Source organism: Escherichia sp. MOD1-EC5189, assembly GCF_002966045.1.
GTDB lineage: Bacteria > Pseudomonadota > Gammaproteobacteria > Enterobacterales > Enterobacteriaceae > Escherichia > Escherichia coli_F.
Window position 1 is genome coordinate 1 of record NZ_PTRX01000017.1, and the last position, 16,090, is coordinate 16,090.

General features: G+C 51.6%; 13 protein-coding genes and 1 pseudogene. 10 read left to right on the forward strand and 4 right to left on the reverse strand.

Annotation, left to right across the window (positions count from 1 at the left end):
- Positions 1-58: 58 nt before the first annotated feature.
- A pseudogene (locus tag ATB02_RS15185) lies at positions 59-262 on the reverse strand (DcrB-related protein); the annotation flags it as partial.
- An 806-nt stretch (positions 263-1,068) separates the two neighbouring features.
- The gene (locus ATB02_RS15190) at positions 1,069-1,275 is read right to left on the reverse strand and encodes a YbfA family protein (RefSeq protein WP_000424924.1); all 207 of its coding nucleotides are present in this window, start codon (positions 1,273-1,275) and stop codon (positions 1,069-1,071) included.
- A gap of 312 nt (positions 1,276-1,587) precedes the next feature.
- On the opposite strand from ATB02_RS15190, the gene kdpF reads away from it, so the two are divergent.
- The 10 genes from kdpF (at position 1,588) to potE (ending at position 13,557) form a co-directional block, all read left to right on the forward strand.
- Positions 1,588-1,677, forward strand: a complete 90-nt coding sequence (gene kdpF / locus ATB02_RS15195; RefSeq protein WP_001272653.1) for a K(+)-transporting ATPase subunit F — start codon at positions 1,588-1,590, stop codon at positions 1,675-1,677.
- Positions 1,677-3,350 (forward strand): potassium-transporting ATPase subunit KdpA, encoded by a 1,674-nt coding sequence (gene kdpA, locus ATB02_RS15200; protein WP_105271844.1) that lies wholly within the window; start codon positions 1,677-1,679, stop codon positions 3,348-3,350. The genes kdpF and kdpA overlap by 1 nt, the downstream gene beginning before the upstream one ends.
- A gap of 22 nt (positions 3,351-3,372) precedes the next feature.
- The gene (kdpB, locus tag ATB02_RS15205; protein WP_105271845.1) at positions 3,373-5,421 is read left to right on the forward strand and encodes a potassium-transporting ATPase subunit KdpB; all 2,049 of its coding nucleotides are present in this window, start codon (positions 3,373-3,375) and stop codon (positions 5,419-5,421) included.
- Positions 5,422-5,429: 8 nt separating this feature from the next.
- Positions 5,430-6,002, forward strand: a complete 573-nt coding sequence (gene kdpC / locus ATB02_RS15210) for a K(+)-transporting ATPase subunit C (RefSeq protein ID WP_001353357.1) — start codon at positions 5,430-5,432, stop codon at positions 6,000-6,002.
- Positions 5,995-8,679, forward strand: a complete 2,685-nt coding sequence (gene kdpD / locus ATB02_RS15215) for a two-component system sensor histidine kinase KdpD (protein WP_105271846.1) — start codon at positions 5,995-5,997, stop codon at positions 8,677-8,679. Before kdpC ends, kdpD begins: the two co-directional genes overlap by 8 nt.
- Positions 8,676-9,353, forward strand: coding sequence for a two-component system response regulator KdpE (gene kdpE, locus ATB02_RS15220; protein ID WP_105271847.1), 678 nt, complete (start codon positions 8,676-8,678; stop codon positions 9,351-9,353). Before kdpD ends, kdpE begins: the two co-directional genes overlap by 4 nt.
- A 164-nt stretch (positions 9,354-9,517) precedes the next feature.
- Positions 9,518-9,649, forward strand: coding sequence for a TonB-dependent receptor (locus tag ATB02_RS26995; protein ID WP_103253904.1), 132 nt, complete (start codon positions 9,518-9,520; stop codon positions 9,647-9,649).
- On the forward strand, positions 9,628-9,732 hold the full coding sequence (gene speFL / locus ATB02_RS26150; RefSeq protein WP_001312672.1) for a leader peptide SpeFL: 105 nt from the start codon (positions 9,628-9,630) through the stop codon (positions 9,730-9,732). Before ATB02_RS26995 ends, speFL begins: the two co-directional genes overlap by 22 nt.
- Before the next feature lie 310 nt (positions 9,733-10,042).
- Positions 10,043-12,241, forward strand: coding sequence for an ornithine decarboxylase SpeF (speF, locus tag ATB02_RS15230; protein WP_105271848.1), 2,199 nt, complete (start codon positions 10,043-10,045; stop codon positions 12,239-12,241).
- Positions 12,238-13,557: a putrescine-ornithine antiporter gene (gene potE, locus ATB02_RS15235; protein ID WP_105271849.1), complete on the forward strand. Its 1,320-nt coding sequence runs from the start codon at positions 12,238-12,240 to the stop codon at positions 13,555-13,557. Before speF ends, potE begins: the two co-directional genes overlap by 4 nt.
- A 223-nt stretch (positions 13,558-13,780) precedes the next feature.
- Here potE and pgm read toward each other — a convergent pair whose 3' ends face one another.
- Positions 13,781-15,421, reverse strand: a complete 1,641-nt coding sequence (gene pgm, locus ATB02_RS15240; protein WP_105271850.1) for a phosphoglucomutase (alpha-D-glucose-1,6-bisphosphate-dependent) — start codon at positions 15,419-15,421, stop codon at positions 13,781-13,783.
- Between the two features lie 25 nt (positions 15,422-15,446).
- The gene (seqA, locus tag ATB02_RS15245) at positions 15,447-15,992 is read right to left on the reverse strand and encodes a replication initiation negative regulator SeqA (protein ID WP_002431422.1); all 546 of its coding nucleotides are present in this window, start codon (positions 15,990-15,992) and stop codon (positions 15,447-15,449) included.
- Between the last annotated feature and the right edge of the window lie 98 nt (positions 15,993-16,090).

Here is a 16,090-nt window from a genome sequence, read left to right on the forward strand (position 1 = left end):
GGGCATCACCCTGCCTTGCCGCCCAGAATGCCTCTTCCATGTCCCGTTCCCTGTGTGATTAATTCGTCCCGGCTTCCTGCCGCATCCTGAAGCGCAGATTCTTTTTAATTTCAGCCCAGCGCGTCATATCTGGCGGGGTCAGCGGTGTGGTTCTGGCATAGGTGAAGGCCATCATGACCCGCTCACCCGGCAATACAAATGCCACCTGACACTGGTACACCTGCTCGTTACCCCGGAGAAACTGGCTCTGTATTTCAAAACCGCCTCATTGAGATAATATTCCGTCATAATAGAAGTCGTCCTTTTTAATAAATGAATTATTTATTGACAGGTTCTGTTTTTTAATCATGAATGTAATATCTATCACCGCTTTACAGCACTCTTTATCTTTCAAGCCGTAATCATTAATAACATTAAGCAATTACCCATATTTACAATGACCGGAACTGATATGCCGTTATGTATTTAACAATCCCAACATATTCACCATACCAATAAAATCACGAGTAACAAACACACTACCGCCTCCATATAAAAATGGACAGCTTATAAAATTGCATCTTGCATAGAAAGGGCTGAGATATCGAGTGTATTTTAATTATCAACCATAAATCTTGAATATTTTCATTAACAGAAACACATCTTATCCCATTAGATATGTTAACAATCAATTATTCTTAACATATCACTAAAGTATATATTACTCTCTTTACTATCTTTTTTTATTGCGGTAGCGATATTAATAGCAAAATTCGGAATTTATTTAGATGCTGGAATAAGAAAAAGTGATGGCGGCTTTCTCACCTTACCCTGAAGTTTCAGGAAAGTGTGTAAGGAAGGATGCAACCTAACTGGAGATTTCTGATGATCTAGTTGCTTAGAGCGACAATGAAGGTGAACGCATCCTGGGTAGCCCTATGAAAGGATACTATTGAAACTTGATGCTAAAACAGTGATGAAATGAATAACAAGATGGAAACGTCTTCCATGTTAATTATCATGGAAGACGTTGATGTTGAACACCTAAACCAGCCCCCTGATACGAGGCTGGCTTAAGCGCGCAGGCTATCAGTAAAAATCACCGGTTGCCTTTTCGGCCTGATCCATCCACACCGGTTTATCGCTGGTTTTCGACCAGACGCGATGCAAGTAGCTGTAAAAGCGGGCGCGGTCTTTCCAGAAAAGCATGAAAGGCAGCGCCAGGACGCCCGCTGCAACCGCATAAGTACGGCGTAAAAAGATAAGCCATGCAGGATATTCTCTGTAGAGTTCCATACTTTTCTCCCCCTTTTGTATCTACCCGGTGAATGGCACCGGAAAAATGAATTTGTTTATCTGATGAAAATAGTACCGCCTTTTGTGTAATTTTACTACTCATCCGACCACTTATTTTTGCTTATTGATGGTTTATTTACATTCACCCTGTAATTAAGTTACACAAAAGTTAAATTAATACTAAACATTAGTTAAATCATGGCTTTTGCCATTTTTATACTTTTTTTACACCCCGTCCGCAGATTTTTGCGAAATCTTTGCAGCCAGAATTCTACCCTTCCGGTATCACTTTTAGGCCACTGGAGGTGCACTGTGAGTGCAGGCGTGATAACCGGCGTATTGCTGGTGTTTTTATTACTGGGTTATCTGGTTTATGCCCTGATCAATGCGGAGGCGTTCTGATGGCTGCGCAAGGATTCTTACTGATTGCCACGTTTTTACTGGTATTAATGGTACTGTCGCGTCCTTTAGGCAGCGGGCTGGCGCGGCTGATTAATGACATACCTCTTCCCGGTACAGCGGGCGTTGAGCGCGTACTTTTTCGTTTACCTGGCGTCTCTGACCGTGAGATGAACTGGAAGCAATATCTCTGTGCCATTCTCGGCCTGAACATGCTGGGGCTGGCGGTGCTGTTTTTCATGCTGCTCGGTCAGCACTATCTACCGCTTAATCCACAGCAGTTGCCGGGGCTGTCATGGGATCTGGCGCTGAATACCGCCGTCAGTTTTGTCACGAATACCAACTGGCAATCTTACAGCGGTGAAACCACGTTGAGCTATTTCAGCCAGATGGCAGGCTTAACGGTGCAAAACTTTCTTTCTGCCGCCAGCGGGATTGCGGTGATTTTTGCCCTCATTCGTGCATTTACCCGCCAGAGCATGAGCACACTCGGGAATGCCTGGGTCGATCTGCTACGCATCACGTTATGGGTGCTAGTCCCTGTGGCGTTGTTGATCGCACTATTTTTTATTCAACAAGGTGCGCTGCAAAACTTTCTGCCCTATCAGGCGGTGAATACCGTTGAAGGAGCGCAACAGCTGTTACCCATGGGGCCTGTAGCTTCTCAGGAAGCGATCAAGATGCTCGGTACTAACGGCGGTGGCTTCTTTAATGCCAACTCGTCGCATCCGTTTGAAAACCCAACCGCACTGACCAACTTCGTGCAGATGCTGGCGATCTTCTTGATCCCAACAGCGCTGTGCTTTGCCTTTGGTGAAGTGGCAGGCGATCGCCGCCAGGGGCGCATGTTGCTGTGGGCGATGTCGGTGATTTTTGTCATCTGCGTAGGCGTGGTGATGTGGGCAGAAGTTCAGGGTAATCCTCATCTGCTGGCACTGGGCGCGGACAGCAGCATCAATATGGAAGGTAAAGAGAGCCGTTTCGGCGTGCTGGTCAGTAGCCTGTTTGCGGTCGTGACCACGGCGGCTTCCTGCGGTGCAGTGATTGCGATGCATGATTCGTTTACCGCTCTCGGTGGCATGGTACCGATGTGGTTGATGCAAATTGGTGAGGTGGTATTCGGCGGCGTCGGTTCTGGTCTTTACGGCATGATGCTGTTCGTTCTGCTGGCGGTGTTTATTGCCGGGCTGATGATTGGTCGTACGCCGGAATATCTGGGTAAAAAAATCGACGTACGCGAGATGAAACTGACCGCACTGGCGATTCTGGTCACCCCAACGCTGGTACTGATGGGCGCAGCACTGGCGATGATGACCGACGCCGGACGTAGCGCCATGCTCAACCCTGGCCCGCATGGTTTTAGCGAAGTGCTGTACGCCGTGTCGTCCGCCGCTAACAACAACGGCAGCGCCTTTGCCGGATTAAGCGCCAACTCTCCATTCTGGAACTGTTTGCTGGCGTTCTGCATGTTTGTCGGTCGCTTCGGGGTAATTATCCCGGTGATGGCAATTGCCGGTTCGCTGGTGAGTAAAAAGAGCCAGCCCGCCAGCTCCGGCACGCTGCCAACGCACGGCCCGCTGTTTGTTGGCCTGTTAATCGGCACCGTGTTGCTGGTTGGCGCACTGACCTTTATCCCTGCCCTGGCGCTTGGTCCGGTGGCGGAATATCTCTCCTGATGATATTGAGTGAGCACTGAATATGAGTCGTAAACAACTGGCGCTATTCGAACCAACACTTGTCGTTCAGGCGCTGAAAGAAGCGGTGAAAAAATTAAACCCGCAGGCGCAATGGCGCAATCCGGTGATGTTTATCGTCTGGATCGGCAGTCTGCTGACCACCTGTATTAGCATCGCGATGGCAAGCGGTGCGATGCCTGGCAATGCGCTGTTTAGCGCGGCAATTAGCGCATGGCTGTGGGTCACCGTACTGTTCGCAAATTTCGCCGAAGCGCTGGCTGAAGGCCGCAGTAAAGCGCAGGCTAACAGTCTGAAAGGAGTGAAAAAAACCGCCTTTGCCCGCAAACTGCGCGAACCGAAATATGGCGCTGCGACAGACAAAGTTCCTGCCGATCAGCTGCGTAAAGGCGATATCGTGCTGGTAGAAGCGGGCGATATTATCCCCTGCGATGGCGAAGTTATTGAAGGTGGTGCATCGGTCGATGAAAGCGCCATCACTGGGGAATCGGCACCAGTGATCCGTGAATCCGGTGGCGATTTTGCCTCCGTCACTGGCGGCACGCGTATTCTTTCTGACTGGCTGGTGATTGAGTGCAGCGTTAACCCCGGCGAGACATTTCTGGATCGAATGATCGCGATGGTGGAAGGCGCACAGCGACGCAAAACGCCAAACGAGATTGCCCTGACCATCCTGCTGATTGCCCTGACTATCGTCTTTTTACTGGCAACCGCCACGCTGTGGCCATTTACCGCCTGGGGCGGCAACGCGGTCAGCGTAACGGTACTGGTGGCGCTGCTGGTCTGTCTGATCCCAACCACCATCGGCGGCCTGTTGTCAGCTATCGGCGTCGCCGGGATGAGCCGGATGCTGGGCGCGAATGTGATTGCCACCAGCGGGCGTGCAGTTGAAGCGGCGGGCGACGTGGACGTCCTGCTGCTGGATAAAACCGGTACCATCACCCTCGGTAACCGTCAGGCATCAGAGTTTATCCCTGCGCAGGGCGTAGAGGAAAAAACGCTGGCCGACGCAGCACAACTGGCTTCGCTGGCCGACGAAACGCCGGAAGGCCGCAGTATTGTGATCCTCGCCAAGCAGCGTTTTAACCTGCGCGAGCGCGATGTGCAGTCGCTTCACGCCACTTTTGTACCGTTTACTGCGCAAAGTCGAATGAGCGGGATCAATATCGACAACCGTATGATCCGTAAAGGTTCTGTCGATGCCATTCGCCGCCATGTTGAGGCTAACGGTGGTCACTTCCCTGCCGATGTTGATCAAAAAGTCGATCAGGTTGCGCGTCAGGGAGCCACGCCGCTGGTGGTGGTGGAAGGTTCTCGTGTGCTGGGCGTTATTGCGCTGAAAGATATCGTCAAAGGCGGTATTAAAGAGCGCTTCGCCCAACTGCGCAAAATGGGCATTAAAACGGTGATGATTACCGGTGATAACCGTCTGACTGCCGCCGCCATTGCTGCGGAAGCGGGCGTCGATGATTTTCTCGCTGAAGCGACACCGGAGGCCAAGCTGGCATTGATCCGTCAGTATCAGGCGGAAGGCCGTTTGGTGGCGATGACCGGCGACGGCACCAACGATGCTCCGGCGCTGGCGCAGGCAGATGTCGCGGTGGCGATGAACTCTGGTACTCAGGCGGCGAAAGAAGCGGGCAATATGGTGGATCTCGACTCTAACCCGACCAAGTTGATCGAAGTGGTGCATATTGGCAAACAGATGCTGATGACCCGTGGCTCGCTGACCACCTTCAGCATTGCCAACGATGTGGCGAAATACTTCGCCATTATTCCGGCGGCGTTCGCGGCAACGTATCCGCAGTTAAATGCGCTGAACATCATGCGCCTGCATTCGCCCGACTCCGCCATTCTCAGTGCGGTCATTTTCAACGCCTTGATTATCGTCTTTTTGATTCCCCTGGCGTTAAAAGGCGTGAGTTATAAACCGCTTACCGCTTCTGCCATGTTGCGCCGTAACTTATGGATTTACGGTCTGGGTGGGCTGCTGGTGCCGTTTATTGGTATCAAAGTCATTGATTTACTGCTGACCGTTTGCGGTCTGGTGTGAGGTTTACCATGCGTGGATTACGTCCGGCATTATCAACATTTCTCTTTTTGTTACTGATTACTGGCGGTGTTTACCCGCTGCTGACCACCGCGCTGGGGCAATGGTGGTTTCCCTGGCAGGCCAATGGTTCGTTGATTCGCGAAGGTGATACGGTGCGCGGCTCGGCATTAATCGGGCAGAATTTTACCGGCAACGGCTATTTTCATGGTCGCCCGTCGGCAACGGCAGAAATGCCCTATAATCCACAGGCTTCTGGCGGGAGCAATCTGGCGGTCAGTAACCCTGAGCTGGATAAACTAATAGCCGCACGCGTTGCTGCATTACGGGCCGCTAACCCGGATGCCAGCGCGAACGTTCCGGTTGAACTGGTGACGGCGTCGGCAAGCGGGCTGGACAATAACATCACCCCGCAAGCGGCGGCCTGGCAGATCCCACGCGTGGCGAAAGCGCGTAATCTCAGCGTTGAACAGCTCACGCAGCTGATCGCAAAATATAGCCAACAACCGCTGGTGAAATATATCGGCCAGCCGGTCGTCAACATTGTCGAACTCAATCTGGCGCTGGATAAGCTTGATGAATAACGAACCCTTACGTCCCGACCCCGATCGTCTGCTGGAACAAACTGCCGCGCCGCATCGGGGGAAGCTGAAAGTTTTTTTCGGTGCCTGTGCAGGCGTCGGGAAGACCTGGGCGATGCTGGCAGAAGCCCAGCGACTGCGGGCGCAAGGGCTGGATATTGTGGTTGGCGTGGTTGAAACTCACGGACGGAAAGATACCGCCGCAATGCTGGAAGGGCTGGCTGTTCTGCCGCTAAAACGCCAGGCGTACCGTGGGCGGCATATCAGCGAGTTTGATCTCGATGCCGCCCTCGCCCGCCGTCCGGCGCTGATCTTAATGGACGAACTGGCGCACAGTAATGCGCCAGGTTCTCGTCATCCTAAACGCTGGCAGGACATCGAAGAGCTGCTGGAAGCGGGCATTGATGTTTTCACGACCGTCAACGTTCAACATCTGGAAAGCCTGAACGATGTGGTCAGCGGCGTCACCGGAATTCAGGTGCGGGAAACCGTGCCCGATCCCTTTTTTGATGCTGCCGACGACGTAGTGCTGGTGGACTTGCCCCCGGACGATCTGCGTCAACGGCTGAAAGAAGGCAAAGTCTATATTGCCGGGCAGGCGGAGCGCGCCATTGAACATTTTTTCCGCAAAGGCAATCTGATCGCCCTGCGCGAACTGGCACTGCGCCGTACTGCCGATCGCGTAGATGAGCAAATGCGCGCCTGGCGGGGGCATCCTGGCGAAGAGAAAGTCTGGCACACGCGCGACGCGATTCTTTTATGTATTGGGCATAACACCGGCAGTGAGAAACTGGTCCGCGCGGCGGCGCGGCTGGCATCGCGCCTTGGGAGCGTCTGGCACGCGGTGTATGTTGAAACCCCTGCCCTGCATCGCTTACCGGAGAAAAAACGTCGGGCAATTCTCAGCGCCTTACGTCTGGCGCAGGAGCTGGGCGCGGAGACAGCAACACTTTCTGATCCGGCGGAAGAAAAAGCCGTAGTGCGTTATGCCCGTGAACATAATCTCGGCAAGATTATTCTCGGTCGCCCGGCCTCGCGCCGCTGGTGGCGTCGGGAAACGTTTGCTGACCGACTGGCGCGCATCGCCCCCGATCTCGATCAGGTGCTGGTCGCGCTTGATGAACCACCCGCCCGCCCGCTTAATAACGCGCCGGATAGCCGCTCTTTTAAAGACAAATGGCGGGTACAGATTCAGGGATGCGTGGTTGCCGCCGCGTTATGCGCCGTTATCACCTTAATTGCCATGCAGTGGCTGATGGCGTTTGATGCCGCCAACCTGGTGATGCTGTATCTGCTTGGCGTGGTGGTGGTGGCGCTATTTTATGGACGCTGGCCCTCGGTGGTTGCTACCGTCATTAATGTGGTGAGTTTCGATCTCTTTTTTATCGCCCCACGCGGCACGCTCGCCGTCTCTGATGTGCAGTATCTGCTGACTTTCGCGGTGATGTTAACCGTCGGGCTGGTGATCGGGAATCTTACTGCTGGCGTACGTTATCAGGCGCGGGTAGCCCGTTACCGCGAGCAACGCACACGACACTTATATGAAATGTCGAAAGCTCTGGCTGTGGGACGCAGTCCGCAGGACATCGCCGCCACCAGCGAACAATTTATTGCTTCCACGTTTCATGCCCGCAGTCAGGTGTTGTTGCCCGATGACAACGGCAAATTGCAGCCGTTGACACATCCGCAAGGAATGACGCCGTGGGACGATGCCATCGCGCAGTGGAGTTTTGATAAAGGCCTGCCTGCGGGCGCGGGCACCGACACGTTACCCGGTGTGCCATACCAGATTTTGCCGTTAAAAAGCGGCGAGAAAACCTACGGACTGGTGGTGGTGGAACCGGGGAATCTGCGCCAGTTGATGATCCCGGAACAGCAACGCCTGCTGGAGACGTTCACGCTGTTAGTTGCCAATGCCCTGGAACGCCTGGCGCTGACCGCCAGCGAAGAACAGGCGCGGATGGCAAGCGAACGAGAACAGATCCGCAACGCCCTGCTGGCGGCGCTTTCGCATGATTTACGCACGCCGCTTACGGTGCTGTTCGGTCAGGCAGAAATCTTAACGCTCGATCTGGCAAGCGAAGAATCGCCTCACGCCCGCCAGGCCAGCGAGATTCGTCAGCATGTGCTGAACACGACCCGACTGGTGAATAATCTACTGGATATGGCGCGAATTCAGTCCGGCGGCTTTAATTTGAAGAAAGAGTGGTTAACGCTGGAAGAAGTGGTCGGCAGCGCGCTGAAAATGCTGGAACCGGGTTTATCCTCGCCCATCAATCTTTCTCTGCCAGAACCGCTGACCTTAATCCACGTTGACGGGCCACTCTTTGAACGGGTGCTGATTAATCTGCTGGAGAACGCGGTGAAATACGCGGGTGCGCAGGCCGAAATTGGTATCGATGCCCACGTTGAGGGCGAAAATCTACAACTGGATGTCTGGGATAACGGCCCCGGTCTTCCACAAGGCCTGGAGCAGACGATATTCGATAAGTTTGCTCGTGGAAATAAAGAGTCGGCAGTGCCGGGCGTCGGGCTTGGGCTGGCAATTTGTCGGGCGATTGTGGATGTACACGGCGGCACCATTACCGCGTTCAACCGACCGGAAGGTGGTGCCTGTTTTCGTGTTACACTTCCCCAGCAAACTGCCCCTGAACTTGAAGAATTTCATGAGGATATGTGACAAACGTTCTAATTGTTGAAGATGAACAGGCTATTCGTCGCTTTCTGCGCACGGCGCTGGAGGGTGACGGTATGCGCGTTTTTGAAGCCGAAACGCTGCAACGGGGGCTGCTGGAAGCGGCAACCCGTAAGCCAGATTTGATTATTCTCGATCTCGGCCTGCCAGACGGTGATGGGATTGAGTTTATCCGCGACCTGCGCCAGTGGAGCGCGGTGCCAGTAATTGTGCTTTCCGCCCGCAGCGAAGAGAGCGACAAAATCGCTGCGCTGGATGCTGGAGCGGATGATTATCTGAGTAAACCATTTGGCATTGGTGAATTGCAGGCGCGTCTGCGCGTCGCCTTACGCCGCCACTCTGCTACCACCGCGACCGATCCGCTGGTGAAATTTTCTGATGTTACCGTCGATTTAGCCGCCCGCGTGATTCACCGCAGTGAGGAAGAGGTGCATCTCACCCCGATTGAATTCCGCCTGCTGGCGGTGCTGCTCAACAATGCCGGAAAAGTGCTCACCCAGCGCCAGCTTCTCAACCAGGTGTGGGGACCAAACGCGGTCGAACACAGCCACTATTTGCGTATTTATATGGGGCATCTGCGACAAAAACTGGAGCAAGATCCCGCCCGCCCTCGCCATTTTATTACTGAAACCGGTATTGGGTATCGGTTTATGCCATGAATTATTATTCAATAAATACGCTTAACTAATTATTAATTTATTATTAAACCTGCCCCGAAAATTATTATTTGGCAGGTTTAATTTCTTAATGAAAATATAACCTACGAAATTGCAACATTTAAACAACAAAACAGCATCTAATATGGCGCTATTCATAATTAACGATTTATTATTTGGGGTGTGATCGTTTTTTGTTGATCTTCTTCACAGTTTATAGCCTTTTCATGGATAGAATAACTCTACCTTCAACTGACACAGCAAAAGGTAAAGGTAAATGGAAAATAATAACCGCTTAATGCCTCATATAAGGCGGACAACCCATATCATGAAGTTTGCCCATCGTAATAGTTTTGACTTTCATTTCTTTAATGCCCGTTAGTCTTCTGACTAAAGGGCACCCCAGCGTACAGGTCTCCCTGACTTTAAGCATTACAGGTTAATACCTGTATCCCTCGGTGCTCATATACTGCTAACCCTTTTAAACTCTAAATAATTCAAGTCGCAGCACTAGCAACTTGAAGTATGACGAGTATAGCCAGTTACCGGGCTGGTCTGGGTTATTGCATCTGCAAAAAGCAAACTACTGATTTATTTATCAGCGGTGGAGTTTTGCTTTTTTTCCGGCGTGATCGATTTCTCCTTTGAGAAATTGAGGACCTGCTATTACCTGAAATAAAGAGATGAACAAAATGTCAGAATTAAAAATTGCCGTTAGTCGTTCTTGCCCGGATTGTTTTTCCACTCATCGTGCATGCGTGAATATTGACGAAAGTAATTATATTGACGTTGCCGCCATTATTTTATCAGTCAATGATGTTGAACGTGGAAAACTCGATGAAATAGACGCTACTGGCTATGGCATTCCTGTTTTTATTGCAACGGAAAATGAAGAACGTGTACCAGCAGAATATCTGCCACGTATTACTGGTGTCTTCGAGCATTGCGAATCACGGAAAGAATTTTACGGACGTCAGTTAGAAACCGCCGCCAGCCATTATGAAACGCAGCTGCGCCCGCCCTTCTTCCGCGCACTGGTCGATTATGTCAATCAGGGCAATAGCGCTTTTGACTGCCCGGGTCATCAGGGGGGTGAGTTTTTCCGTCGCCATCCGGCAGGCAATCAGTTCGTGGAATATTTTGGCGAAATGCTCTTCCGCTCCGACTTGTGTAATGCCGACGTAGCAATGGGCGATCTACTGATTCATGAAGGTGCGCCATGCATTGCACAGCAACATGCAGCTAAAGTGTTTAATGCCGATAAAACGTACTTTGTTTTAAACGGCACCTCCTCTTCCAACAAAGTGGTTTTAAACGCCCTGCTAACACCGGGTGATCTGGTGCTGTTTGACCGCAATAACCATAAGTCTAACCACCACGGGGCCTTGCTACAGGCTGGTGCAACACCGGTTTATCTGGAAACAGCACGTAACCCGTATGGTTTTATCGGTGGTATTGATGCGCACTGCTTCGAAGAAAGTTATCTGCGTGAACTGATTAGAGAAGTTGCACCGCAACGGGCAAAAGAGGCGCGTCCGTTCCGCCTCGCTGTGATTCAGTTAGGCACCTACGACGGTACTATTTATAACGCCCGCCAGGTGGTGGATAAAATCGGTCATCTGTGTGACTACATCCTGTTTGACTCAGCATGGGTCGGCTATGAACAGTTTATTCCGATGATGGCGGACTGTTCGCCGCTGCTACTGGAGCTTAATGAGAACGATCCGGGTATTCTGGTTACGCAATCTGTACATAAGCAGCAGGCTGGTTTTTCTCAGACTTCACAAATTCATAAAAAAGACAGCCATATCAAAGGGCAACAGCGTTATGTACCGCACAAACGCATGAACAACGCCTTTATGATGCACGCCTCCACCAGCCCGTTCTATCCGCTGTTTGCCGCACTGGATATTAACGCCAAAATGCATGAAGGTGTCAGCGGTCGTAATATGTGGATGGATTGTGTGGTTAACGGTATTAATGCCCGCAAATTGATCCTCGATAACTGCCAGCACATTCGTCCGTTCGTTCCTGAACTGGTGGATGGTAAACCCTGGCAATCGTATGAAACAGCGCAAATTGCGGTTGATCTGCGCTTCTTTAAATTTGTACCCGGTGAGCACTGGCATTCTTTTGAAGGTTACGCAGAGAATCAATACTTTGTCGATCCGTGCAAACTGTTGCTGACAACCCCAGGTATTGATGCACGTAACGGCGAATACGAAGCGTTCGGTGTACCCGCGACGATTCTTGCTAACTTCCTGCGCGAAAATGGCGTAGTGCCGGAAAAATGCGATCTTAACTCCATCCTCTTCCTGCTGACTCCGGCAGAAGATATGGCCAAACTGCAGCAACTTGTTGCCCTGCTGGTACGCTTCGAAAAACTACTGGAAGCTGATGCGCCTCTGGCGGAAGTATTGCCTTCCATCTACAAACAGCATGAAGAGCGCTACGCCGGTTATACCCTGCGTCAGTTGTGCCAGGAAATGCATGATTTGTATGCCCGTCACAACGTGAAACAACTGCAAAAAGAGATGTTCCGTAAGGAACACTTCCCACGCGTCAGCATGAATCCACAGGAAGCCAACTATGCCTACTTACGCGGTGAAGTGGAATTGGTTCGTCTGCCGGATGCAGAAGGCCGTATCGCAGCCGAAGGTGCGCTTCCTTATCCTCCGGGTGTGCTGTGTGTTGTTCCGGGTGAAATCTGGGGTGGTGCTGTTCTGCGTTACTTCAGCGCTCTGGAAGAAGGGATCAACCTGCTGCCAGGTTTTGCACCGGAGCTGCAGGGTGTCTATATCGAAGAACATGATGGTCGTAAGCAAGTTTGGTGCAATGTCATCAAGCCTCGTGATGCGCAAAGCACCCTGTTGAAAGGGGAAAAATTATGAGTCAGGCTAAATCGAACAAAATGGGCGTCGTTCAGTTAACCATACTGACGATGGTCAACATGATGGGCTCCGGCATCATCATGCTGCCGACAAAGCTTGCCGAAGTTGGGACAATCTCAATAATCTCCTGGCTGGTGACAGCCGTAGGCTCAATGGCGCTGGCATGGGCATTCGCAAAATGCGGTATGTTCAGCCGTAAATCAGGCGGTATGGGCGGTTATGCCGAGTATGCTTTCGGTAAATCCGGTAACTTTATGGCGAACTATACCTACGGCGTCTCGCTGCTGATTGCTAACGTGGCGATTGCTATTTCGGCAGTTGGTTACGGCACCGAACTGCTTGGCGCGAGTTTGTCGCCAGTGCAGATTGGTCTGGCGACCATCGGAGTGCTGTGGATTTGTACCGTGGCTAACTTTGGTGGTGCGCGCATTACCGGGCAAATCAGTAGCATTACCGTGTGGGGAGTCATTATTCCGGTGGTAGGCCTGTGCGTTATCGGCTGGTTCTGGTTTAGCCCGACACTTTACGTTGATTCCTGGAATCCGCATCATGCACCGTTCTTCAGTGCGGTAGGTTCTTCCATCGCCATGACGCTGTGGGCTTTTCTTGGTCTGGAGTCTGCGTGTGCGAATACTGATGTAGTGGAAAACCCGGAACGTAATGTGCCAATCGCGGTACTCGGCGGTACGTTAGGTGCGGCGGTGATTTATATCGTCTCCACCAACGTGATTGCCGGGATTGTGCCCAATATGGAGCTGGCAAATTCAACGGCACCATTTGGTCTGGCCTTCGCGCAAATGTTCACACCGGAAGTGGGTAAAGTCATTATGGCGCTGATGGTGATGTCCTGCTGCGGTTCGCTACTTGGCTGGCAGTTCACCATTGCCCAGGTGTTTAAATCTTCATCTGATGAAGGCTACTTCCCTAAAATTTTCTCCCGTGTAACCAAAGTGGATGCACCGGTTCAGGGGATATTGACCATTGTGATTATTCAGAGTGGATTGGCACTGATGACCATTAGCCCGTCACTGAACAGCCAGTTCAACGTGCTGGTTAACTTGGCCGTGGTGACCAATATCATCCCATATATTCTGTCGATGGCGGCATTAGTCATTATTCAGAAGGTCGCCAATGTGCCACCCTCAAAAGCGAAAGTAGCAAACTTTGTTGCCTTTGTTGGTGCGATGTACAGTTTCTATGCGCTGTACTCATCCGGGGAAGAAGCCATGCTGTACGGTTCCATCGTGACCTTCCTTGGTTGGACACTGTATGGTCTGGTATCACCACGCTTTGAACTGAAAAACAAACACGGTTAAAAAAAGCGAAATAAAAAAGGGCGATTGAATGATCGCCCTTTCAGATTATTAACAAAGTGCTCGTTGTTCATGCCGGATGCGGCGTGAACGCCTTATCCGTCCTACAAAATAGTGCAAATTCAATATATTGCACCATCCTCGTAGGCCTGATGAACGTAGCGTATCAGGCTATCATAAGTAAAAAGGGCGATCTTCCGACCGCCCTTTTTCTTATTTAATGTGTTTACGCGTTTTTCAGAACTTCGCTAACAATCTCAACCGCTTCTTTCTCAATCTGCTTGCGATGTTCTTCACCAAGGAAGCTTTCGCAGTAGATTTTGTATGCGTCTTCTGTGCCTGACGGACGCGCGGCGAACCAACCGTTGTCAGTCATCACTTTCAGACCGCCAATAGAAGCACCGTTGCCCGGTGCCACCGTCAGGCGCGCGGTGATCGGGTCACCAGCCAGGGTGCTGGCGCTCACCATTTCCGGAGACAGCTTAGACAGCGCCGCTTTTTGTGCGGAAGTCGCAGCTGCCTGCAAACGGTTATAGCTCGGCGCACCAAAGCGTTTTGCCAGTTCGTTGTAGTGTTCCTGCGGGTTCTTACCGGTGACCGCGGTGATTTCTGCCGCCAGCAGACACATGATGATGCCGTCTTTATCAGTAGACCACGGCGTGCCGTCGAAACGCAGGAAGGAAGCCCCTGCGCTCTCTTCGCCGCCAAAGCCGAAGCTGCCGTCGAACAGACCATCAACAAACCATTTGAAGCCTACCGGGACTTCTACCAGCTTACGGCCCAAATCATTGACCACACGGTCGATCATCGCAGATGAAACCAGCGTTTTACCGACAGCAACATCTTTGCCCCACTGCGGACGATGCTGGAACAGGTAGTTGATCGCCACTGCCAGGTAATGGTTAGGATTCATCAAACCTGCCGGAGTGACGATACCGTGACGGTCATAATCCGGGTCGTTAGCAAATGCCAGATCGAACTTATCACGCAGTGCCAGCAGGCCCGCCATTGCACACTCGGAGGAACAGTCCATACGGATCGCGCCGTCTTTATCGAGGTGCATAAAGCGGAAGGTTTGATCGACCTGATCGTTAACGATGGTCAGGTTAAGGTTGTAATACTCGCCAATACGCTTCCAGTATTCGATACCGGAACCGCCCAGCGGATCAACGCCCAGCGTCAGGCCCGCTTTCTGAATCGCCGCCATATCAACGATATCGGCCAGACCTTCCACAAACGGCTGCACCAGATCCTGCTCTTTCACATGACCGGATGCCATCGCTTCGTCGAGGGAGATACGCTTCACACCTTTCAGGCCATCGGCCATCAGTGCGTTGGCCCTGTCTTCCACCACTTTGGTGACGTTAGTATCAGCCGGGCCACCATTTGGCGGATTGTACTTAATACCACCATCTTCCGGCGGGTTATGGGACGGTGTAATCACGATACCGTCTGCCAGCGGACCACCTTTTTTATTGTGAACCAGAATGGCATTGGAAACGGCAGGCGTCGGAGTGAAGCCATTGTTTTCCTGCACAATGACATCAACACCGTTCGCTGCCAGCACTTCCAGTACGGAAATGAACGCAGGCTCGGACAGAGCGTGAGTATCTTTACCCACATAGCAAGGGCCAGTGATGCCGTTTTTCGCACGTTCTTCAGCAATTGCCTGAGCGATCGCCAGAATGTGCGGCTCGTTAAAGCTGTGGCGCGCTGCACTGCCACGGTGACCGGAAGTACCGAATTTCACCGCGTGCTCCGCATTCCCTGCTTCTGGTTTCAGTACATAATATTGCGCCGTCAGTTGGGCGACGTTAATCAAATCACTCTGTTGTGCAGGTTGGCCTGCACGGTTGTGGATAGCCATTGCTTTGTCCTTTATTTGCAACGTTTTAGATAGTTCCGCAAACCTTCTCAATCAATTCCGCCGGGAATTGCATCGACTGCATGATGTGTTCGATCATGCTGCATTTACGGCCGGTGTTGGTGTTGGTGATCACCCAATATGGCGTGCCTGGCACATGTTTCGGCTTGGTCTGATTACCATTTTTCAGCAGCGTTTGTTCATCTGCCGCAAAGTAAACGCGTGTACGACCGTGCAACGATTCCGTGGCCTCGGCAAACGCCTGGGCGTCAAGAGAATATAGTGTAGACAACAGCAGCATGAAGCGATTGACCGCTCGCTTTTGCTCTGCGTATTCATCCGAAAGCAGAAGTTCACGCATTGCGCGAACCTTGTCTTTAATCGTTTTGACCGGCTTCGCTTCGACGATAACAGGTGACGCAACGCGAACCTCTTTCGTCACCGGAGCAGCAGGCTGTGATGCGGCGGAAAATTTCAACATACGCCGTAAAATGTCGGATGCGCTCTCGCCGATATGCTTAGTGTGGCTGGCAATATAGCTGTAGAGTTCATCATCAACTTCAATCGTTTTCATCTTAATCCAGTGCAGTGTCTTAGCTGAATACAAGTCGCCAGGAGTATATGAATAAATCCCGGCAGCGGATAGCGTCAAGCCTGGCTTGCAGAAAAACT

What these genes read in the sequence shown, in the direction of transcription:
- kdpB (WP_105271845.1), top strand. Translation starts at nt 3,373, where the DNA reads ATGAGTCGTAAACAACTGGCGCTATTCGAACCAACACTTGTCGTTCAG.
- speFL (WP_001312672.1), top strand. Translation starts at nt 9,628, where the DNA reads ATGGAAAATAATAACCGCTTAATGCCTCATATAAGGCGGACAACCCAT.
- kdpD (WP_105271846.1), top strand. Translation starts at nt 5,995, where the DNA reads ATGAATAACGAACCCTTACGTCCCGACCCCGATCGTCTGCTGGAACAA.
- speF (WP_105271848.1), top strand. Translation starts at nt 10,043, where the DNA reads ATGTCAGAATTAAAAATTGCCGTTAGTCGTTCTTGCCCGGATTGTTTT.
- pgm (WP_105271850.1), bottom strand. Translation starts at nt 15,421, where the DNA reads ATGGCTATCCACAACCGTGCAGGCCAACCTGCACAACAGAGTGATTTG.
- seqA (WP_002431422.1), bottom strand. Translation starts at nt 15,992, where the DNA reads ATGAAAACGATTGAAGTTGATGATGAACTCTACAGCTATATTGCCAGC.
- ATB02_RS15190 (WP_000424924.1), bottom strand. Translation starts at nt 1,275, where the DNA reads ATGGAACTCTACAGAGAATATCCTGCATGGCTTATCTTTTTACGCCGT.
- kdpA (WP_105271844.1), top strand. Translation starts at nt 1,677, where the DNA reads ATGGCTGCGCAAGGATTCTTACTGATTGCCACGTTTTTACTGGTATTA.
- potE (WP_105271849.1), top strand. Translation starts at nt 12,238, where the DNA reads ATGAGTCAGGCTAAATCGAACAAAATGGGCGTCGTTCAGTTAACCATA.
- kdpC (WP_001353357.1), top strand. Translation starts at nt 5,430, where the DNA reads ATGCGTGGATTACGTCCGGCATTATCAACATTTCTCTTTTTGTTACTG.